The following is a 21,140-nucleotide window of genomic DNA, read 5'->3' on the forward strand; positions in this document are numbered from 1 at the left end:
TAACAGAAGGGTGATACAACATGTTTGGACGATTCAAAAATGAAGTGTTATATCCATGGGTAGGTAAGCTTTCGATTTATGAAACGATTAAGCAGGGACTGGACCCTCAGGGCAGGCTTACGGATGATCATTTGCCAGATGATGAAGAATACTGGGCAGGTCACACGATGCGTTGGGTGGCAGGAGGATTGGATGGAGCATTTGGGCATCATGGCGCTGGCGGAGATGGAGAGACTGACAAAATTAAGGATCTGGCGCAGTTGTTGTCCAGACAATGCCGCAAGCCAGGGATGAAGACGAGACGTGAGACGTATGTACGCTTGATGGAGGAAAATGCGCTCAGCCTGATTGATCCGCTGCTAGATGCGGTGCGCGAGCATCCAGCAATTCAGCCGGATCGATTGTATGAGGAAGCACGTTGGCTGGCTGAACACGGAGCACATCGCAATGTGGTGAAGGTCGGTATTGCGCTGCTTGGATTACTGGAGACGGATCAGCACCACGAACTTATTTTAACACTAGCCAAGCATGATGAATTCACGCTATATGCAGCTGTAGCTATCCGTAATATTTCGGAGCAGGCCAACGAACAATTGTATAATTTAGCCTCACAGGTACATGGCTGGGGACGTATTCACGTAGTAGAACGGCTGGAGCCTGCGCGGCAGGAAATACGTGACTGGTTATTAAGGGAAGGATTCCGCAACAATGTCATGTATGAGTATCTTGCTTATGAGTGTGCTCATAAAGGCGAACTGCATACAGCCATCGCTGTACCGCACATTGATCAGGAGTTGTTTGACGGGGCGGGTGATATTCTATCGGCTTTGCTGGCAGCAGGCGGACCTGCGGAAAGTATAGACGATTATGAGCATGCCACTATGGTCATAGGCAACTACCTTCGCCATGCTAAGACCATGTGTACGACTGTGAAGCATTTTACGATCATCATGGATACTGCGGATTTTCTCGATGAAGAAGACGATTCATGGGAGGCACGTTATGAGCATGAATGGACGCCGGAATTACGTAAACGTTACGCGTCAATATGCCAGCAGATGATGGACGATCCGCAGTGGGTGAAGCCAGTAGAGCAGGAACTGCAGTATGCAGATTCACCGCATCTCCACTGCGCCATTCGCGTAGCTCGAATGCTAGCACTAGATGTATGGCCCGTGCTATTTGATCAATTAAGTAAATATCCAGTCAAGCCTAATCTATACTTTGAACTCATCAAGACAGAGGATGAACAGCGGGCTCGTAAGCTGGTGGCTTTTGCAGAAAAGCACTTGCCTCTGGAAGAAATTGCTTCTGGTCCTGCTGATGTGCCGGGCTTTGGACCGGAGTATGAAGCGCATCAATGTCTGGGTATTTTGCTTCAGCTATTGTCTTCTTACGAAGGAATGGGACAAGAGCTAGTTGCTGCCGGACTTTGGAGTCCGGTGATCTCCAATCGTCATGCAGCACTTCATGTACTCAAGGAATGGCCTTCTGAGATGTGGGGAGAGGAAACGACAGAGCGTCTTCGCCGCTTATCGATAGATGAAACGGAGGAGTCGATTAGAGAACAGATTCGGGAAATACTTTAATGATAAGGGAGGGAACAACATGACGGATATGAAGCATGGGCAGGGTTTCATTCAACCGGAAATGCGTGAGACGATTTTGCGTGAGCTGCGCGCGTTGGAGCAAGCGGAGCAGGTGCGCATTGTATACGCCTGTGAATCAGGTAGTCGGGCGTGGGGGTTTCCTTCACAGGACAGTGACTATGATGTACGATTTATCTATGTAAGACCCATAGAATGGTATTTATCTATTTTTGATAAGCGGGATGTGATTGAACGGCCAATCAGCGATTTGCTGGATATAAACGGCTGGGATTTAAAAAAGGCGCTCCAATTGTTTCGCAAATCCAATCCGCCTTTGCTGGAATGGCTGCAATCTCCGATTTCCTATCTGGAGCAATATGCAGTGGCTGATCAGATTCGTGCGATCTCGCCGTTAACCTTCTCTCCGAAGTCCTGCATGTACCATTATCTGAATATGGCGCGGGGAAATTATCGGGATTATTTGCAGGGAGAACAGGTGAAGATTAAAAAGTATTTTTACGTGCTGCGCCCGTTGCTGGCCTGTAGCTGGATTGAACGTCACAACAGCATGCCTCCAATGGAATTCGTAGAATTGCTAGAGGAACTCATTCCGGCACATACCGAACTTTATCAGGTGATCGAACATTTGCTTGATCGTAAAAAAGCGGGCGAGGAGCTGGATGTGGAGCCACAGCTTTCGGTGGTGAATGATTTTATCCAGCAGCAAATTGCTTATTTTGAACAAAAGGCGCCCTTGCTTCAGCATATGGAGAGTGGACGTGATCAGCAGTTGGATGATATGTTCCGCGCTGCGGTGAATGAAGTATGGAAAGTATAAGCTGGGAAGGAGAAGTAGAGTATGCACATCACGCTAAAAGCAACCGGAAACAATGCTGGGATGATTTCGCACTTGCTTGCCAAAAATCCCTACAATACGTATGATCGCACGGAAAAGGGTGCGCGTGTACGCATGGTGTACACCGTGTTTACCGAGGAAGAGGCAGAAATCGTCATTCAGGCTTCGCCAGATTCGATAGATTTGGTCAAAAACAGTCCAGATAGCTATGATATTACACAATATATTAATGACCGGGAGTTTGTAACCAGCAGCTTATTTTGCACCTATATTCGTGGCTCGCTTGGTACGGCACTGAACGGCAAACCCAAAGAAGAGTATGCAGAATGGGTGACGCATCCTTTCGCGCTGGAGTTATCGTTTGGGCCTGTTGCTTCGGATTTACCGGATTCTGTGGTGGAGGGACTATTTGCTCCGCTGGGCTATCAAGTGGACATAGAACGAGGGGAAGCAGACTATTCTTTTCAGCTGAAAAATCGAAGCACTGTCAGATATGTCACGTTAAGTGGCCATCAGACGGTGCAGTATGCGCTACGTCAGTTATTGCTGTTGATTCCGGTGTTGGATAACTATAAGCACTACTATATCAGTGAAGAAGAGTTTGACAAGCTGAGACGTTACGGTGAAGGCTGGCTGTCAGCGCATCCGCTACGCGAGCTTATCATTCGACGCACGCTTCGTTTTACCAATCTGATTGAGCAATTTGAGCAATCTGATTATGATGAAATAGGTATTAAAAAATATATTGAAAAGGATACTGTCCAAGCTCAAAAGGATAAGCACGAACAGATTCAACAGCCAGAACAGCCACATGAGGAAGGGAAGCAACAGCCTACAGTACGGCTAAATGAGCTGCGGTATCAAGCTATTATGGACGTAATTCGCAAGCTGCCTCGCAGACAGAAAATCGTAGATTTGGGTTCAGGGGAAGGGAAGCTATCGGCTCGGATGGCCCGAATGACGGGCGTTGAAGAGATTTGGGCGGTGGAGCCGTCTGCGTATGCACAGTTGAGAGCCGTGGAGCGTTTTAACAAGCTGGAAAGGCATGCCGATGCGATCAGTCCTACACCCATGATGGGCTCTCTCTTTTATTATGATGAACAATTGCGGGGAAAAGATGTGATGATCCTATGTGAGGTCATTGAGCATGTGGATGAGCATCGTCTGAACCGGGTGATGAAGACGATTGTAACGGAGTATCAGCCGGGCGTGCTGATCGTGACGACTCCCAATCGTGAATATAATGAAGTGTATCGTATGAATCAGCAAGAGATGCGGCATGGCGATCACCGTTTTGAATGGAGTAGAAGCGAGTTTCAGGAACGATGTGAGCAGTGGATTGTGGAAGCTCCTTATTCGGTAGCGCTGAAGGGGATCGGAGAAGAGGTCGAAGGCTTTGGACAACCGACCCAAATGGCTATATTTACGCGCAGAAAGGAGCAGAAGGAAGCATGAGCAATTCATCCAAACGTACGATTCATTTACCGCATGCTGGACTGGTTGTGTTGGTGGGGGCCTCCAACAGTGGGAAAACCACATTATTAGACAAGCTGGTGAGCGAAGGGATTCTGCTGGAGACAGAAGTGGTATCCTCGGATCATTTTCGCAAGCTGGTCGGAGATACGGAATTTATAGACTGGAGTGGACTTGCAAGACTGGAATCGGACGTACTGTTCTATGAGTATCAGCAAATGTCAGCCAAGGCGTTTGAGGCGATGGATACGATTCTGGCTATGCGCTGTCGCTTGAATAAGCTGACGGTTGTGGATGCCACCCATTTGTATGCTGAGGACCGTCAAAAATATGTACAGTTGGCAGCCAAGGCGCATGTTCCTGTAATGGCTTTGGTACTGGATGTATCCGAAGCTGTGCTGCTGGAACGTGATTTAGGCAGGGAGCATCCGCGTGGCCGCCAACGGGTCAAGCAGCAGGCACAGCTGTTAAAGCGGAACCTGCGTGGGATCCGTGAGGAAGGCTTTAACGCTTGCTATATCCTTAAGGATATAGAAGAAATGAATTTTGTTCGCCGTGCGCAGCCACTGTTTCATGAGATTGGCTCAGGTATTGACATCATTGGTGATATCCATGGGTGCTACCGTGAGATGCTGGAAGTGATAGAGCGGCTAGGATATACGGAAGATACGGAAGGACTATACCATCATCCAGATGGCAGAAGACTGGTATCTGTCGGGGATGTGATGAGCCGTGGCCCCAAATCGTTACAAGCGGTGCAGTTCTGGAAAAAGCACGTGGATGCTGGACTAGCGTATATGATTGACAGCAATCATGGCTGGAAAATCGGCCGTTACCTTGATGGAAGAAAGGTGACTCTCAGTCATGGGGATGAACGATTTGCAGAGGAACTGGCCCAGTATGAACAAAAAGCGGGCAAGGCAGCGGCGGAACAGCTTAGAAGCGAGTTAAGGGACTTTCTGCTACATGCACCCTCACATCTTATTTTTGGCAGGAATGGATTGCGACACGTGGTCGTGGCTCATGCGGGGATTAAGGATCATTTTATCGGCAAACAGTCGGCACGTATTTCTGATTATTGCCGTTATGGAGATACGGAAGGACAGGATGCAGACGGAAAACCAATCCGCAAAGATTGGTTCGTAGACCATGAATCGGGAGAAATAGTAGTATGGGGACATGATCCTAGACCGCAGCCTACCCTTGTGAATCAGACGGTGAATATTGATCAGGGTGTGGTATTTGGCGGTATGCTAACCGCTTATCGTTTTCCGGAAAAGGAATTTGTCAGCGTTCCGGCACATGAGAATTATGCGAATGATCCCGATAGCCCACTTGTCCGGTGGCAGAGAAAACGGTTTTCCCCGCCGAATTTACGCAAGCTCATCGCTGGTTACAGTGTACTGACGGAATCGTATGGCGAAGTGCGCGTTCAAGGAGAATCGGTCAAAACCGCTATAGATGCCGTGTCACATGTGACAGTACCGATAGAGGAACTGGTGTATATTCCACCGACCATGAGTCCTGCTCCAGCGGTGTCTGCAGAGGAAGGTTATCTGGAGCATCCGCGTGAAGCGCTGGCTTATTATCGCGGGCAAGGGGTACAAACGATGGTGGCCGAGAAAAAACATATGGGTAGCCGGGCTATTTTGCTATTATTCAAAAACGAACAGGCCGCTGTCGAGTATGTAGGCTACCCGACATTGGGCACGATCTACAGTCGGAGCGGGAGAGCTTTCTTTGAACAAAGCCTTGGGAAGCAAGTGCTGGAAAAGCTGAATGTGGATCTACGGACTGCCGGATATTTTGAACGGAACCAGACGGATTTTGTGTTGCTGGATGCGGAAATTGTACCGTGGAATCTCAAGGCTCGGGAATTGATTGCTGCACAGTATGCGCATGTGGGTGAAGCAGCTCTGCTGGATCGCAGTAAGCTGGTAGACAAGCTGAAGCAGGCGAAGGTTGCGGGCCGAGAGGTTGGAGACTGGTTGGAGGAAATGGAACAGAAGTACGCGAATGCCGTGACGTTTCAAGAGGCTTTTCAAAAATATTGCTGGGATGTGGACGGTCTGGATGAAATTCGTATCGCACCGTTTCATACGCTGGCACACAGCGGAAAGACTTTTTTCGACCATTCTCATATTTGGCATATGGAGCAAAACCGGGAGCTGGCTGGGCTGTCTTCCCTGTTTATGGAGACAGAGTATCGCGTGATCACGGACGAAGCAAGCGAGGAAGAGGTCATTCGTTGGTGGAACGAGATGACAGAGGATGGTCATGAGGGGATTGTGATCAAGCCGGAACGCTTTTTGATGAAAAATCGGGACAAGATGATTCAGCCTGCAATCAAGGTGAGAGGCCGGAAGTATTTGCACATCATTTACGGTATGGATTATCTTGCCCCTGAGAATTTAAAGCGTCTGAAGCAGCGTCGAACGAACAAAAAGGAGCGTCATGCCCTGATGGAAGGAGCGCTTGGTATGGAAGGCGTGGAACGTTTTGTCCGCAAGGATACGGTAGATCGTATTCATGAATGCGTCCTTGCCGCACTATCTCTGGAATCAGAGCCGATTGATCCAAGATTGTAGTTTGCGAGGGAGGGATTGAGATGGAAAGGGGTACACCGTTAATTGATATTGGTGTGAACTTGATGCATCGTTCGTTTCATGCAGATCGGGAACAGGTGGTAGAGAGAGCCGCGGCTGTAGGGATTTCACCGCTGATTATTACCGGGACCAGTGTCCGCAGCAGTCGGGAAGCTTCTCAGTATGCAGCGCGTTATCCGGGCAAGCTGTATGCGACAGCTGGCGTGCATCCCCATGATGCCAAAGACTGCAGTGCAGACACGATTCAGCAGCTCCGCCAGTTGGCGGGTCAGCCGCAGGTCGTATCCATAGGGGAATGCGGATTGGACTATAACCGTGATTTTTCGCCACGTGATGTGCAGCGCCGATGGTTTGGCGAGCAAATCCAACTGGCGGGTGAGCTGAAAATGCCGTTATTTCTGCATGAACGAGATGCACATGAGGACTTTGTCGCTATGCTTCGGGAGTATCAAGGGCTTGTTGATAAAGCGGTAGTGCATTGTTTTACCGGCACGGAACAGGAATTGCGTACGTATGTAGAAATGGGACTGTATATCGGAATCACCGGCTGGATTTGCGACGAACGGCGGGGGAAGCATCTGCGTGAACTGGTCAGAGATATTCCCTTGGACCGTCTGATGATTGAAACGGATGCTCCATTTTTGACCCCGCGTAATTTGCCTGTGAAGCCTAAAGAAGGGCGTAATGAGCCCATGTATCTCGCTCACATTGCTGCTACGATAGCCGAATGTACAGGTCGAAGCATGATGGAGATCGAAATCGCGACGACGGAAACGGCTAAACGTTTCTTCGGATTATAGGATTGTCAAAGCCATAGATGTGGTATATATTATAGTGAATTAAAAAGCATTGTCGGGAGCTTGAGAAAGTCAGGCTGAGAGGGTGGCCCTTGCCACTGACCGTGAAATCTGATCTGGGTAATGCCAGCGTAGAGAAACCAAGAACACTATACAGGAATGCCGCTTTTTTTTGCGGTTGTCGATAGATTCAATGTATGTCCTAGCATTTTACCTTGATCCTGACTTGGCTGGGTATCAGTGTAGTAGTTTAGACTACTGGTTATATAAGGCATATCGACGAATGATGTTTTGTATGGTGCTTCACCTTTTACTGCGCATAAAGCTTGCCTGGAGATTCAGCTCCAGACAAGCTTTTTTTCATGGCCAAGAGGCCAACTATAAGGAAAAAGGGGAGCACGCAATAATGAATACTGCTGTAAGAGCGTCCAAAGGGTTGAAACTGACGGATATTTTGGTCACGATTGTGATCGCTGTTGTGTTCGGGTTGATCTACAAAATATGGGGACCTGCCTATGATTTGATGAAACCATTGGGTCTACACGCCGAGCAACTGATGTATGGCATGTGGTTTATGGCAGGTACGTTTGCTTATCTCATCATTCGCAAGCCGGGTGTTGCGATTTTGGCAGAGGTGGCAGCGGCAACGGTCAGTGCTTTTTTGGGAAGCGAATGGGGTATGTCCACCTTGTACTATGGCCTGCTGCAAGGCTTGGGAGCGGAGCTGTTTTTTGCGGCTTTTCTGTATCGGAACGCAAACCTGTGGGTTGCTTCGCTAGCTGCGGCTGGGGCGGCTGTCACTTCTCTGATTTTAGACTTCAGCTACGGGTATATTGATCAGCTATCGACTTGGAACTATGTTTTGTATATTGGATTTCGGATGATTGGCAGTATTGTGATTGCCGGGGTATTCGCGTTCTATCTGGCTAAGGCATTGGAGGTAACCGGAGTCACGCGAAGTTTGAGGCCTGCAACGGAACAAGATTATAAGGGGCTGGATTGATGAGCCGGGCAACCGAAGATGTGGTGGCTTCGATCACCCGGCTACGGTTGAAATTCCCCGGTGAGCAAGAGCTGCTTTTTCACAATATGTCTTTGTCTGTCCGCAAGGGGGAAAAGCTGCTGCTACTGGGACCGAGTGGATGCGGTAAATCAACACTGCTCCAAGTGTTAAGCGGTCTGATTCCACGCACGATAGAAGTGCCTATGAAATGCGATGCTGCTGTAATCCCAAGTGTCTCAGGTATTGTATTTCAAGATCCTGATACGCAGTTCTGTATGTCATATGCAGATGAGGAACTGGCTTTTGTGTTGGAAAATAATCAGGTTCCCCGGGAGCAGATGCGATCCCGTATTCGCGAGCTGCTGATACAGGTGGGTCTATCGACGGATGATATACATATGCCCATTGGCAGCATGTCACAGGGAATGAAGCAGCGGCTGGCGATTGCGTCTGTGCTGGCTATGGAGCCAGAAGTGCTTTTTCTGGATGAGCCCACGGCTTTGTTGGACGAGGAAGGCACTACACAGGTGTGGGATACCATTCGCAACATTTCGGTAGACCAGACACTGGTGATTGTGGAGCATAAAATTAATGAAATTGTCCATGATGTGGATCGGATTGTGGTGCTTTCTGCTCAAGGGGAGATCATTGCAGATGGAAGGGCCCAAGAAGTATTTCATGTGCACCGGCAGGCATTGTCCGAGTACGGCGTGTGGTATCCGGGAGTATGGAATGAAGCGTCTTCGCCACGTTGGAGTGAAGCAGTGACGCAACAGAATGGTGCGGGGACTGATGTGCTGGAGCTAGAACATTTTAGCGGCCTCCGCGGTTTAAGTTCAGTGATTTATGTGGAGCATGCGCAGGTGAAGCCTGGCGACTGGATTGGCGTGGTTGGTGAAAACGGGGCTGGCAAAAGCTCGCTACTGCTCTCCATGATGCGCTTACTTCGCACACAGGGACGTTATAGCGTGCGCGGAATTGAGGCAGGCAGTACAGAACAACTGGCAGAGCGTATCGGGTTCGCGTTTCAAAATCCCGAGCTGCAATTTGTAGCGCATACCGTACGAAAGGAACTAGAGTATTCGTTACCCAAGAGCTTGTATACCGTTGAACAGTGCCGGGAACGGGTCGATCGGATGCTCGTACAGTTCGGACTGGAGCGGCTGGACGAGCGGCATCCGTATCAGCTTTCGTTAGGCCAAAAAAGGCGGTTGAGTATTGCTACGGCTATGATTCGTGAGCCGGAAGTGCTGCTGCTCGATGAACCGACCTTTGGGCAGGATGCGCGTAATACCTTTGTCATGCTGGATATGTTGGAGCAGCTGAGAGCGGCGGGCACGGCCATTGTGATGGTCACCCATGACCCGGAAATTGTCCGTCGATATTGTACCGATACATGGCGGATTCAGAAAGGGGAACTACAGTATGAACCTGTCCTTTCCCCATCATAAAACATGGCTGCATCGCGTGAATCCGGGCCTAAAGCTCGTGATGTTTTCCATCCTGTTTGTGGTCGTTATAGTCATTCATGATCCGAATGTCATGTTTAATGTTGCGTGTGCTATGCTGTTGCTGCTTGTCTGGTCAGGCCATCCATGGAAGAGGCTGCTGCTATACGGGTCTCCCTTTATATTGGTGTTTATTTCAACTTCAACGGGCATGATGATGTTCGGCAAAGGGGTGACGACCTGGTGGACATGGGGCTTGATCCATGTGACGCAGGAAAGCTTTTACCGAGGCATGCATCTGGGCTTTCGTGCGCTGAGTATGGCTGCGGTAGGTTTGTTGTTTGGTTTAACGACTCGTCCAGTGGACCTTTTTTATTCACTGATGCAGCAATGGAAGCTCCCTCCGAAGTATGCATACAGCTTTTTGGCAGCCATGCGGTTGATGCCTATGATGGTGGAGGAATTCCAGGCATTGAGACAAGCCCACCGTATTCGAGGTTTACATCAGCATGTGTCCAAATGGAATATGTATGCCACGCTTCGCAGGTATGCGATTCCGCTACTCGCTCAAAGTATTCGGCGTGCCCAGCGCATTGCTATTGCTATGGAAGCCAAGGGTTTTACCAATGAAACCAAGCGAACGTATTATTATGCGATCGGCTATTCGGCTATAGATATTGTATTCATATTCTATTTTGTCGTCATGCTTACGCTGGCTTGGGGACTTGGGATTTGCTTTCCTTATGTAGGGGTGTGGGATGTACGTTAATTGTTGTCAAAAGGCTTTGCCCGTTTTCTGCTCTGTGGTATATTAATGCAATGGGAATTGACGGCTCGTACAGACCCGCCTGGGCTGGCGGGCTTATTACATTTTCCCTGAGAAATGGATCATCAGGAGGCCAGGTTTCATGATTACGCTGCATCAGGTAAACAAGCATTATACCACCTCAAGCGGCCAATTTCATGCGGTTCAATCCGTGTCCCTTCAAGTGGAGGAGGGGGAAATCCACGGTATTATAGGTGCCAGCGGTGCCGGTAAGTCTACCTTGCTCCGGTTGATGAATGTATTGGAAAGGCCGGATGAGGGAAACGTGGTTGTGAACGGGGAAGATCTGACTCGCATGCCGGAAAAACGTCTCCGTGAAGCGCGGCGATCCATAGGGATGATTTTTCAGCATTATCATCTTGTTCACAATCGGACGGTCAGTGGAAATGTAGCAATGCCGTTGGAGCTGGCAGGTGTCGCGAAAAAAGAGAGAGCAGAACGTGTGCGCGAATGCCTGCAATTCGTCGGCTTAGCTGATAAAGCAGAACAGTATCCGGCACAATTGAGCGGAGGCCAAAAGCAACGTGTAGCGATAGCCAGAGCGCTGGCGAATCGACCTGCGGTGCTGCTGTGTGATGAGCCGACCTCGGCGCTTGATCCGCAGACGACCGCGGATATTCTGGGCGTGTTACGGGAGATCAACCGTGAACTGGGAGTTACCATTGTAATTGTAACGCACGATATGGACGTGGTACGCAACATTTGTACCCATGTATCAGAAATGCGGGATGGACAGCTGCTTTCCACGCAACGTGTAGCTGACGCTGCGGTAGGTTCAACAGCGAAAGCAGGTGAAGCTGATGAATGAAATGCTGAACATCATTGCGCAATATCAGTCTGAGATATGGAAAGCCATCGGAGAGACGTTTATTATGGTGGGGATTTCTATCGCAGCAGCTGTACTGTTAGGGCTTCCGGCAGGAACGATTTTGTATTTGTGCGGCAAAGGGCAAAAATATGAAAATCGACTGCTGTTCACCCTATTGAACAGTGTGGTCAATGTCATTCGCTCGTTCCCGTTTTTGCTGCTCGTCGTGTTTATGATTCCATTTACACGTCTGGTCGTAGGGACGGCGCTGGGTACGATGGCTGCTACGGTTCCCTTGTCAGTGGTGGCCATCGCCTATTATTCGAGGCTGGTGGAGCAATCATTGCTTGAGGTGCCGAAGGGTGTAATTGAAGCCGCTACTTCTATGGGGGCATCCACTCTTCAGCTTATCTTCAAATTTCTGTACGTGGAAGCTCGTTCTGGGCTTGTACTGGGTTTGACCACGTCCACCATTAGCTTCATCTCCTACTCCACGGTGATGGGCATTGTGGGCGGTGGCGGGGTAGGCGATTTTGCCATCCGCTACGGTTACCAGCGTTTTGAAACAGGCTTGATGGCGTTCACCATCGTCGTCATGATTATTTTCGTACAAACGATCCAGTTCACTGGAAGCACCATATCCCGCCGGATCGACAAGCGGTAAATGGTTTATGAATCTCTTCATTAACACTTGCACCGCCCACTATGGGAAATAAAAATGACTTTACAGTGCCTCAAAAGCGGAGCGGGCAGAATTGTTCTGGAGAAGCGTCAGCGATCGGAAGAACAATCTGCACGCGAAGCGGCTATGCTGTAACTCATTTTTATCTTCCCGATCACAACTAATTTTGGAGGTTCCACATCGAATGAGTCGGAAAAACAACATGAAAACGAACTTGAAATTACTTACACTATTTGCTGTCGTTATGCTACTGGTTGCCGGATGCGGTGGTCAAAAGCAGGCTACACAAGAAACACAGTCTAAAGAAGCGACTTCCCAAAAAGAAGTGACCCTGAAAATAGCGACGCTCATCCCACCGATGACAGATGTGCTGGATATCGTGAAGCCGCTGCTTAAACAGGACGGAGTCAATCTGGAAATCGTCGTGCTTTCAGACAATATCCAACCGAACAACGCATTGGCAAGCCATGAAGTGGATGCTAACTTCTTTCAGCATGCTCCTTTTATGCAACAATATAATGAAAGCAACAAGTCTGATTTGGTAGCGATAAAACCAATTTACAACGCCATTTATGGTGCGTACTCCAAAAAATACAAGAACGTTAAAGACCTGCCCGAAGGTGCGACTATTGCCATTGCCAATGACCCGGCCAATACAGGACGTTCTTTGGTAATGATGGAGCAAAACGGTTTGATCAAGCTTAAAGAAGGCGTAGGCTATAATGCTACACAGGCTGATATTATTGAGAATAAGAAAAAGTTTGTGTTTAAAGAAGTGGATTTGTTGATGCTGGCGCGCTCACTGGATGATGTGGACATGGCTGCCATGTATCCCGCATATGCCAAGCCGCTCGGTCTGACACCGAAGAAGGACGCGCTGATTACCGAAAAAGACGATACGCACTTTGCCATTAATCTGGTAGCGCGTAAGGATAATGCAGATTCCGATGCCATTCAAAAGCTGGCAAAGCGAATGACCGGACCGGAAGTGCGTAAATTTTTTGAGGACAATTACAAGGATAGCGTTGTTCCAGCATTTTAATTAAATAAGTATTGAAACATTATTTATGATGATATTTGACCTGTATAATGGAGTGAAGTCTGTGAAGAGCAGATGGTCTCCCTTGTGCAGGTTTTTTTCTTTTTCATCCTTAATATGGATAAATTTCATCGAAATCAGGGTACAAAGTCTTATTTTTTAAGATTTTAGTGTATTACAGCATTATGAATTTTGGTCATAAAGGGTGATGGAGTAATGATAAGGAACCTATTAAAATAAATATACGAACAAACATTCGTTTTCGATTTCGTTAACGGTGTTTTAAATGGGTCAAAAAATTCAGCTGACAACGGGTCAAAAGCGTGAATAAAAAGGAAGGGGAACGACATGAAGCTGCTTGTAACTGTAAAAAGTCTGGGAAAACGCAAGCCCGCACTCGCACGACAGGAAATAGAACTGAGTCCTGCTCCAAAAACATTGCGAGATTTGATTACTGCAACCGTTGCTTTGAATGTTCAAAAGCTGCGGGATAAGCAGGAGAGTGTCGCGCTGATTCCATTCCTCACGGGAGAGGAAGTTGAGGCACAAGGCGAGATAGGCAAAGTAGGATTCGGTTCCGTATATAATGATGGTGTCCCGGATATTAAGGATGCTGTGAACACAGCGATGCAGGCCTTTGAAGATGGTTTATACAGAGTTTTTGTGTGTGACGAGGAAACTATTGAACTGGATGCTCCTTTGGCACTTAAGGATGGGAATGAAATTGTATTTATACGCTTCACAATGCTGGCTGGAGGCCTATGGTAGAGGGGGAAATGAAATATGCATCGAGAGAACAATGAGCAAGAATATTTCACCACACTGAAGGAGCGCGCGGCGCAACTGGAGGGACAACAACAGGAGTTGGCTCAGTATGTTGTGGAACTGAGTAAGCTTCATTACATACAGGAGAACGAGGAGCCATTTAACGAATGTCAGCGAATATTAAAAGAACGGGCGACAGAAAGCGGAGAACCGCTGTTTAAGCCACTAACAGAGGTATTACGTGCTCTAATTGGACAAACAGCGGGCGATGTATTCGCACATCTAACAGAGCATGTGACTGAATATCCATACAGCACCGGGTATGCGCGAAAACCGTTCCGCACTTCAGATATTACGGCCCATACTTCCCGAGTTTATAAAAGAATGGTGCAGTTGATCCGAATGGACTGTATCGGATTCTCTATAATGGATTATTTAACGAAAAAAGATTATGAATCAGGTAGGGATTACCGGATTCAGGAAACGATTGGTGATTGGATTGCTTACGAGCTAGACAACGGCAATTCACAGGTGCTTGAGGCGCTAAAAGCTATTATTTATGGGGATAATCAGGCGGCGTTACTTACACGCAATATGATTAAAGGCATGCTCCTGAGTCATCAGGAGGAGAATTATCGCATGATCGGAGAGCTCCTGGCAGCTGCCAAACTCCAAGAGGGATTGCGCCAAAGTATTGTGGAACAAATGGATGAAGGAACCCCGGAGGCTCTAATATATCTGTTAAAGTTGATCATCGACCAAGGCTTCATTCGTTACAGCTCGGTAGTGCGGGCGCTTGCAGTATGGACGGGAATGGGCTTGGAATCCGCCAATCAACGGGTCGTTCGCCAACTGATCGAGCAGGCATATGAAGCATTGACTCGTAGTGAACTGCGCCAGGAATGGCTGACCAGCTCAAATGCTAATGAAGTGTATATGAGTTTGTGGGCTACCGCAGTACATGAGGAACGTGATCTGTATGGACAGGTTCGGAAACTCATGGAGCAGGGAGCAACTTACCAGAAGATCGTAGCACTGTATGTACTGTCTAACAGTGACAACAAGGATGTGCGCCTCGGAATTGCGAGAGAATATCTGGATGAAACAGATCCGGAGCTTCAATATTGGATTCTGACGAACTATACAAGCAATTATTTTTATGAATGGATAGAAGGCGGGACAGTCGCGGATCGGATCGTTAAAGTGGTGCGCACTCCTTTGCTGGAGAGCAAAGAGGAGCGGCGTAAGGATTTTGAACGACTTCATAACCTGTTTGTACATATAAAAAAGGGTGAGTCCACCGAGCCCTCCAAGGTGCTAGATTTTGTAAATCTATATCACCGCTCAGATGCACCTATTCAAAAAATGCTATATCTCGCTGGCTATGATATGGACGCTTCTTGGATTGGGGAAATCATAGCCTTAAAGGAACAGATTAGCCCTAATCTGCGTGGCGAACTGTTGAACCATTTTGTGCAAAATCCTGAGGATACGGTACAGCGTGATTTTATTTTTTCCAGTTTGTCGGACAAAAGTATGAGTATCCGTGAGTTTGCTGTGGCCAAGGCGCGTAAGCTGACGCTGTCGGAACCAGAAATGCAACAAATGGAAGCCTTACTAAAGCTCAAGACGGGCTCATTGCGACAAAGTGTCATTGGTGTGTTGCTCTCACAATCGGAAGAGCCGCTCGCTGGCTCATTGGAACGCTTGCTGCGTGCTAAGGCGGAGCTGCAACGATTGGGTGGACTGGAGGTATTGACGAAGATATATGCAGACCCGGATCGTGCCGAACAGTATGAAAACCTGCGGGCTTTGGCGGATATCATACAGCAACCTACCGCCAAAGAGGAGCAACTGCTGTCCAAACTGGGACAGGAGGATGCTTATACAGGGGCTAACGGTTTTGGCCTGTACGATCCGAATGTCAAGGAAGCTTGGTTGGAAGAGAAAGTGGATCTGGATGATTTTAGATTGGCCGATGTTTTTGTTAGTCCATTGGAGAAGCTCAAGCAGTTTTTGACTGGACTGGATGAGCTTGTTCATCATCATCGTGATGTGGAATATACAGCGGAATATTATTCAGGCTACAAAGATACATCGCTTATTGGGACGAACCTTCGCCCTCTACGGCTGGTTCAGGTCGATGAAGAAGTAGATTCCAGGCTGTCTTTATATCCTCTTTATGAGGAGTGGGACCGTTATTTGCAGGAAAGCGGCATAGAAGCACGTGAACTGCTGGAGCTTGTTTTTTATGACCGATTGGAGCCTATGGACCGAACGCTGGATCGCTACTATCGATACTTTTCTTTTAAAATGGACTATTCAGAGCTAAGCAAGCACAAGCTGCTGGAAGGATGGCGTAAAGACTTCGCTGAGCAAATGTATCCTGTGGATCGGATTAACGAGGTTCAAAGATGGATGGCAGAGCTGACCTACTCCGATCAGGTAAGCACATTAGTTAATGCTTATTTTATGGACACATCCGGTGACCAAACATTTGACGTAATTGACCTTGCTTTAAATTCACTAGTGCAGTGCGTGCCTAAGGACAGACCAGCAGAGGATTTGGGAATGCTCCATCTATTGTCCGGCCCGTGGGTGGCGCTGGAGAAGGGGCAGGTTCATGATAATGAGTCCTTTAAGCGCTTTTTCCATACTTTTGTGAACTACGCAGAACTGCCAGGAGCGGAAAATCGTTTTTATTCTCCGCTGGATCTGGAGGATTATTTCAAAGCCTATGAAAAAGGGTTGATCGGTGTAGGGGAAGTATATCGGGAACTGCTGGCCGGTAGTGAAAGCAGAAGACATATGAGTACCTTAACCAATGCCCGCAATACATGGATTTCTAGCAACCCGGAATTTTTGGAGATACGCCGTACGGTTATTGATCGACTGTTAGAGGTTGAATTGGTTCGAGGCGATTTGCCTACCGAGGCTACGCCAAAGGTTATGGGCTTGAACCGAATTGAAGGCATGGATTATTTTATCCGTATTCTGGAGGGTCTCGACAAGGAAACATTCGTGCGTGGTTATGTGTACGGTTACGGTGATCGTATTACCAAAAAGGAATCGTTCAGTCACTTGCTCAAGGCATGTTATCCGAGTGAGGGCGAGGATGCCACGTTGCTCAAGGAAAAGTTAAAGGACACTAAAATTACAGATAAACGTCTGCTGGAGGCGGCAATGTATGCCCCGCAGTGGATTGAGATTGTAGCGGGTTATCTCGGATGGGAAGGACTTCGCAGTGCGGCATGGTATTTCCATGCACATATCAATGAAGGTTTTTCGGCCGAGAAGGAAACGATTGTAGCTCATTACTCGCCGATTGCTCCGCAAGATTTTAATGATGGTGCCTTCGATATTCACTGGTTTCATGAGGCTTACGAGACGTTGGGCGAGGAACGTTTTGATCTGCTGTACGATTGTGCCAAGTATATTTCGGCTGGAGCCAATCATCGTCGATCCCAGTTGTTTGCGGATGCGACGCTGGGTAAGCTCAAACGGAGTGAAATGGAAAAATCAGTGGAAGACAAGCGAAACAAAGACCATTTGCTGACCTACAGTTTGATTCCACTTGCTCAGCCACCTGAACCAGATGTACGCGAACGTTATGATTTTATCCAAAGGTTTCTGGAACAAAGCAAAAAATTTGGGGCACAGCGTAAGGCTAGTGAGGCACTCGTTTCACGAATTGCACTCGGGAATTTGGCACGTAACGCAGGTTATGATGACGTAACCCGTCTTGTCTGGGACATGGAGGCTCGCAAGCTGGATGATCTCCGGTCTTATTTCGAGCCACATGCTTTGGACGAGGCTACAACGGTGCAGCTCGTCATTGATGATGAAGGAGCGGCAGATATTGAAATTGTAAGCAAAGGCAAGACGCTGAAATCCATTCCGGCTCGTTTCAAGAAGGATGAGTATATTACGGCATTGAAGGAGCTTAAAGGAGATCTGGTGGATCAGTATCGCAGAGCTCGGAAGGAATTGGAGCGCTCTATGGAGTCTGGCACGACCTTTATGGTGAAGGAATTGAGAGGATTGCTGGGTAATCCTGTGCTTGCTCCGTTGGTGCGGACACTGGTTTTCAAGGCTGGCGAGCACCTCGGATATTTTAATGGGGATACGTTGGTGTTGACTGATCCTTCTGCTGAACAGCATTCTATAGGAGAAGAGGATAAGCTGATTATCGCTCACCCCCTTCACTTGTTCGAAAGTGGCCGTTGGAGCGACTTCCAGAAGGACTTATTCGACCGTCAGATACGCCAGCCATTTAAGCAGGTGTTCCGTGAGCTGTACCTGCTGAATGCTGATGAACGTGCCAACGCGACCGTTTCCCGTCGATATGCGGGACACCAGGTACAGCCGAATAAGACGGTATCCCTATTGAAAGGTCGCCAATGGACGGTCAGCTATGAGGATGGGCTCCAGAAGGTGTACTATGCTGAGAATCTGATTGCCAACCTGTATGCCATGGCGGACTGGTTCTCACCAGCAGATACCGAGGCTCCTACGCTGGAGACCGTGCAGTTCTTTGATCGGACAACGTATAAGAGCGTACCGTTGGACGAAGTTCCTCCTGTTCTGTTCTCCGAAGTTATGCGGGACGTGGATCTGGTTGTCAGTGTTGCCCATGTAGGCGGCGTTGATCCAGAGGCCAGTCTGACGACGATTGAAATGCGTAGGGTCATTGTGCAGGAATCACTTCGCCTGCTGAAAATTAGCAATGTACGCGTGGATGGGAATTATGCACGTGTAGATGGGACTCTTGGCGAATATGCTGTGCATTTGGGAAGCGGGGGTGTCTATAAGCAAGCGAAGGGAGCGCTGCATATTATTCCGGTGCATTCGCAGCATCGTGGACGCATCTTCCTGCCGTTTCTGGACGAAGACCCAAGAACAGCCGAGATTTTATCCAAAATAGTGTTGTTGGCCGAGGATCAGAAGATCAAGGACCCGCAAATTCTTACACAGCTTCAAGCGTAGAATAGAATTCTGATGTATATAGATTTATAATGAACTCAACGTTCGCATCTAGACAATGGTTTCAAATCCTCGACTGTGTAGGTGGAAACTTAGTTTAGTTGCGGAGGTTGAGTTATTTAATATTGAGCGTTTATCAAGCACGAATAAGGAGATATGGGTAATATTTTAGGTTCTGTGGTTTGATGGAAATCTAACAGTATAACAATTGACGATCATAGGAGAACATAACGATGTTTAAAAGTATCTTTCTAAAAGAGTACTCAACTGAGTATCAATCACAAGTTGTCGATTTAATTTTACATATTCAAAAAGATGAATATAATATCGCCATAACCAAAGAGGATCAGCCAGATTTGCTTGATATTGAAAACTTTTATCAGCGTGGTAACGGCAACTTCTGGGTGGCTCTTCGTGAAGGAACCGTAGTGGGGACTGTAGCTTTGTTAGATATTGGGGACCGTAAGGCAGCACTCAGAAAGATGTTTGTAAAACAAAATTATAGAGGTAAAACATTCAATGTTTCGAATCAATTATTGCATCATGCCATAGGATGGGCTAAGGAAAGGTCTATTGAAGAAATCTATCTTGGAACAACACCACAATTCGTAGCAGCTCATCGATTTTATGAGAAGAATGGATTTGTTAGTGTAGATCCAGGAGAATTGCCGATTAGTTTTCCAGTCATGAAAGTGGATAAAAAGTTTTACAGATACATTATTCAATAAAATGATCCTGAACCAAAACAATGCTGAGGGAAATTCCAGTTCAAAATGTGTGACTTAGTGGCCGCCGTGTCGTCTTGCTGCCAAGCCGCAATATAAACTATCGCTGAGCAGGAATTTCTTTTGTTTAGGACAGGCGTTTGCTAGAATAAAAGGGTATGTTGTAAGTCAACGTTAACCAAATTGCTGGGAGGGACACAAGTATGAGCAAAAAGATTAAATGGGGAATTGTCGGCACAGGCTGGATCTCAGATCAATTTGTGGCGGATTTGGCGCATGTTACGAATGGAGAAGGGTATGCCGTTGGATCACGTACTATTGAAAGCGCTACCGAATTTGCAGCTAAGCATCAAATATCACGAGCTTACGGGAGCTATGAGGAATTAGCACAAGATCCCGAGGTAGATGCTATTTACGTAGGGACTCCTCATCCTTTTCATAAAGAAAATGTTCTGACGGCTCTTCGGGCGGGCAAAGCGGTCTTGTGTGAGAAACCCTTCACCGTCAATAGTAAAGAATTGGAGGAACTAATCGGCTTTGCACGTGAGCGTAAGCTATTCCTGATGGAAGCAATGTGGACACGTTTTTTGCCTCCGATTCGCCAAGTGCAGGAGTGGATACATGCGGGACACATTGGCGAGGTAAAGCTGGTTAAGGCAGAATTTGGTTTTCGGGTAGATTGGAACCCGGAGGGCCGGCTTTTGAACCTTGAGCTGGGCGGAGGTGCTCTGTTAGATGCAGGGATTTATCCGGTTTCTTTTGCTTCAATGGTCTTCGGTCCTGAACCTGAGCATGTATGGAGCACTGCTCATATCGGGGAGACAGGCGTTGACGAGACATTTTCGATCTTGCTGGATTATGGGCAAGGACGCACGGCTATGCTTAACGGGGCAGTCCGTCTCGGATTGACGAATGAGGCATACATCCATGGAACCAAGGGCTATATTCACATTCCGTCATTCCTAAACAGCACATCGGCTACTTTAGTTGTGGACGGTGAAGAGGCACAACACTTTCAGGATGACCGATCCTCTACAGGCTATGCCTTTGAAGCAGAAGAAGTCGGGCGTTGCTTGAACGAAGATTTGCTCGAAAGTTCTACTATTTCTTTAGATGAATCATTAGGAATTATGAAACTGATGGATCAGATTCGTTCACAGTGGGGACTTCGGTATCCGTTTGAATAATCATATTCATTCCAGGGACCTTTCAGGTTCTCTGGAATTTTTTTGTTTGTGAGCGTTATTTTTGTATACATAAGTCTTTCCAATTCCCAAATAGCGACTTTGGTCGCACGCTAGGTAACGCCATATGAGTAAGTCAAGAGTGGGACATATGAATCATTTTTTGTGATTTAAATTAGTTAAAAAACCGTCATTAAAAAGTTACAAAAGTGTAATTTATTCATCGGTTAACTGAATTGTGAACGCTCTCTTTTTATGAAAAAGAATGAAGGTCCTAGTATTGAATTTCCAAAAACTTTCAATGAAATTTCCGAAAATGTGCGGTAGGGTGGTAAACGTGTCACTTGAGCCAATGC

General features: G+C 47.4%; 15 protein-coding genes and 1 riboswitch. All 15 genes read left to right on the forward strand.

Annotated features, from left to right (window positions below):
- Positions 1–20: 20 nt before the first annotated feature.
- The 15 genes from JOD82_RS23165 (at position 21) to JOD82_RS23235 (ending at position 20,787) form a co-directional block, all read left to right on the forward strand.
- Positions 21–1,589, forward strand: a complete 1,569-nt coding sequence (locus tag JOD82_RS23165; protein ID WP_209949993.1) for a limonene hydroxylase — start codon at positions 21–23, stop codon at positions 1,587–1,589.
- A 19-nt stretch (positions 1,590–1,608) separates the two neighbouring features.
- The gene (locus JOD82_RS23170; protein ID WP_029517593.1) at positions 1,609–2,427 is read left to right on the forward strand and encodes a nucleotidyltransferase domain-containing protein; all 819 of its coding nucleotides are present in this window, start codon (positions 1,609–1,611) and stop codon (positions 2,425–2,427) included.
- A gap of 21 nt (positions 2,428–2,448) precedes the next feature.
- Entirely contained in the window at positions 2,449–3,900 is a 1,452-nt protein-coding gene (locus JOD82_RS23175) for a 3' terminal RNA ribose 2'-O-methyltransferase Hen1 (RefSeq protein WP_209949994.1), read from the forward strand.
- Complete coding sequence (locus JOD82_RS23180) at positions 3,897–6,506, forward strand: polynucleotide kinase-phosphatase (protein ID WP_209949995.1); 2,610 nt, start codon at positions 3,897–3,899, stop codon at positions 6,504–6,506. Before JOD82_RS23175 ends, JOD82_RS23180 begins: the two co-directional genes overlap by 4 nt.
- 20 nt (positions 6,507–6,526) lie before the next feature.
- On the forward strand, positions 6,527–7,324 hold the full coding sequence (locus JOD82_RS23185; RefSeq protein ID WP_029517590.1) for a TatD family hydrolase: 798 nt from the start codon (positions 6,527–6,529) through the stop codon (positions 7,322–7,324).
- Positions 7,325–7,367: 43 nt separating this feature from the next.
- A riboswitch (TPP riboswitch) is annotated at positions 7,368–7,477 on the forward strand.
- Positions 7,478–7,727: 250 nt separating this feature from the next.
- Positions 7,728–8,324, forward strand: a complete 597-nt coding sequence (locus JOD82_RS23190; protein ID WP_029517589.1) for an ECF transporter S component — start codon at positions 7,728–7,730, stop codon at positions 8,322–8,324.
- A complete protein-coding gene (locus tag JOD82_RS23195; RefSeq protein WP_165150005.1) occupies positions 8,324–9,775 on the forward strand; it encodes an ABC transporter ATP-binding protein in 1,452 nt (483 codons plus the stop codon). Before JOD82_RS23190 ends, JOD82_RS23195 begins: the two co-directional genes overlap by 1 nt.
- Entirely contained in the window at positions 9,750–10,541 is a 792-nt protein-coding gene (locus tag JOD82_RS23200; protein WP_039272469.1) for an energy-coupling factor transporter transmembrane component T family protein, read from the forward strand. Before JOD82_RS23195 ends, JOD82_RS23200 begins: the two co-directional genes overlap by 26 nt.
- 139 nt (positions 10,542–10,680) lie before the next feature.
- Entirely contained in the window at positions 10,681–11,406 is a 726-nt protein-coding gene (locus JOD82_RS23205) for a methionine ABC transporter ATP-binding protein (protein WP_165150007.1), read from the forward strand.
- Positions 11,399–12,070 (forward strand): methionine ABC transporter permease, encoded by a 672-nt coding sequence (locus tag JOD82_RS23210; RefSeq protein WP_039272472.1) that lies wholly within the window; start codon positions 11,399–11,401, stop codon positions 12,068–12,070. Before JOD82_RS23205 ends, JOD82_RS23210 begins: the two co-directional genes overlap by 8 nt.
- Positions 12,071–12,272: 202 nt before the next feature.
- Positions 12,273–13,130 carry a MetQ/NlpA family ABC transporter substrate-binding protein gene (locus JOD82_RS23215; protein ID WP_039272474.1) on the forward strand — a complete coding sequence of 286 codons (858 nt, stop codon included), beginning with the start codon at positions 12,273–12,275 and terminating at the stop codon, positions 13,128–13,130.
- Positions 13,131–13,475: 345 nt separating this feature from the next.
- The gene (locus JOD82_RS23220; protein ID WP_165150009.1) at positions 13,476–13,895 is read left to right on the forward strand and encodes a hypothetical protein; all 420 of its coding nucleotides are present in this window, start codon (positions 13,476–13,478) and stop codon (positions 13,893–13,895) included.
- A gap of 15 nt (positions 13,896–13,910) precedes the next feature.
- Positions 13,911–18,878 (forward strand): DUF4132 domain-containing protein, encoded by a 4,968-nt coding sequence (locus tag JOD82_RS23225; protein WP_209949996.1) that lies wholly within the window; start codon positions 13,911–13,913, stop codon positions 18,876–18,878.
- A gap of 230 nt (positions 18,879–19,108) precedes the next feature.
- Positions 19,109–19,603, forward strand: coding sequence for a GNAT family N-acetyltransferase (locus JOD82_RS23230; protein WP_069012922.1), 495 nt, complete (start codon positions 19,109–19,111; stop codon positions 19,601–19,603).
- Positions 19,604–19,803: 200 nt separating this feature from the next.
- A complete protein-coding gene (locus JOD82_RS23235) occupies positions 19,804–20,787 on the forward strand; it encodes a Gfo/Idh/MocA family protein (protein WP_209949997.1) in 984 nt (327 codons plus the stop codon).
- Positions 20,788–21,140 lie beyond the last annotated feature (353 nt).

The organism is Paenibacillus sp. 1182, assembly GCF_017833915.1.
GTDB lineage: Bacteria > Bacillota > Bacilli > Paenibacillales > Paenibacillaceae > Paenibacillus > Paenibacillus polymyxa_D.

Excerpts from the sequence above, each read along its gene's own strand:
- JOD82_RS23170 (WP_029517593.1), top strand. The coding sequence starts at position 1,609 with ATGACGGATATGAAGCATGGGCAGGGTTTCATTCAACCGGAAATGCGT.
- JOD82_RS23185 (WP_029517590.1), top strand. The coding sequence starts at position 6,527 with ATGGAAAGGGGTACACCGTTAATTGATATTGGTGTGAACTTGATGCAT.
- JOD82_RS23225 (WP_209949996.1), top strand. The coding sequence starts at position 13,911 with ATGCATCGAGAGAACAATGAGCAAGAATATTTCACCACACTGAAGGAG.
- JOD82_RS23235 (WP_209949997.1), top strand. The coding sequence starts at position 19,804 with ATGAGCAAAAAGATTAAATGGGGAATTGTCGGCACAGGCTGGATCTCA.
- JOD82_RS23175 (WP_209949994.1), top strand. The coding sequence starts at position 2,449 with ATGCACATCACGCTAAAAGCAACCGGAAACAATGCTGGGATGATTTCG.
- JOD82_RS23180 (WP_209949995.1), top strand. The coding sequence starts at position 3,897 with ATGAGCAATTCATCCAAACGTACGATTCATTTACCGCATGCTGGACTG.
- JOD82_RS23215 (WP_039272474.1), top strand. The coding sequence starts at position 12,273 with ATGAGTCGGAAAAACAACATGAAAACGAACTTGAAATTACTTACACTA.
- JOD82_RS23230 (WP_069012922.1), top strand. The coding sequence starts at position 19,109 with ATGTTTAAAAGTATCTTTCTAAAAGAGTACTCAACTGAGTATCAATCA.
- JOD82_RS23220 (WP_165150009.1), top strand. The coding sequence starts at position 13,476 with ATGAAGCTGCTTGTAACTGTAAAAAGTCTGGGAAAACGCAAGCCCGCA.
- JOD82_RS23205 (WP_165150007.1), top strand. The coding sequence starts at position 10,681 with ATGATTACGCTGCATCAGGTAAACAAGCATTATACCACCTCAAGCGGC.
- JOD82_RS23195 (WP_165150005.1), top strand. The coding sequence starts at position 8,324 with ATGAGCCGGGCAACCGAAGATGTGGTGGCTTCGATCACCCGGCTACGG.
- JOD82_RS23165 (WP_209949993.1), top strand. The coding sequence starts at position 21 with ATGTTTGGACGATTCAAAAATGAAGTGTTATATCCATGGGTAGGTAAG.
- JOD82_RS23200 (WP_039272469.1), top strand. The coding sequence starts at position 9,750 with ATGAACCTGTCCTTTCCCCATCATAAAACATGGCTGCATCGCGTGAAT.
- JOD82_RS23190 (WP_029517589.1), top strand. The coding sequence starts at position 7,728 with ATGAATACTGCTGTAAGAGCGTCCAAAGGGTTGAAACTGACGGATATT.
- JOD82_RS23210 (WP_039272472.1), top strand. The coding sequence starts at position 11,399 with ATGAATGAAATGCTGAACATCATTGCGCAATATCAGTCTGAGATATGG.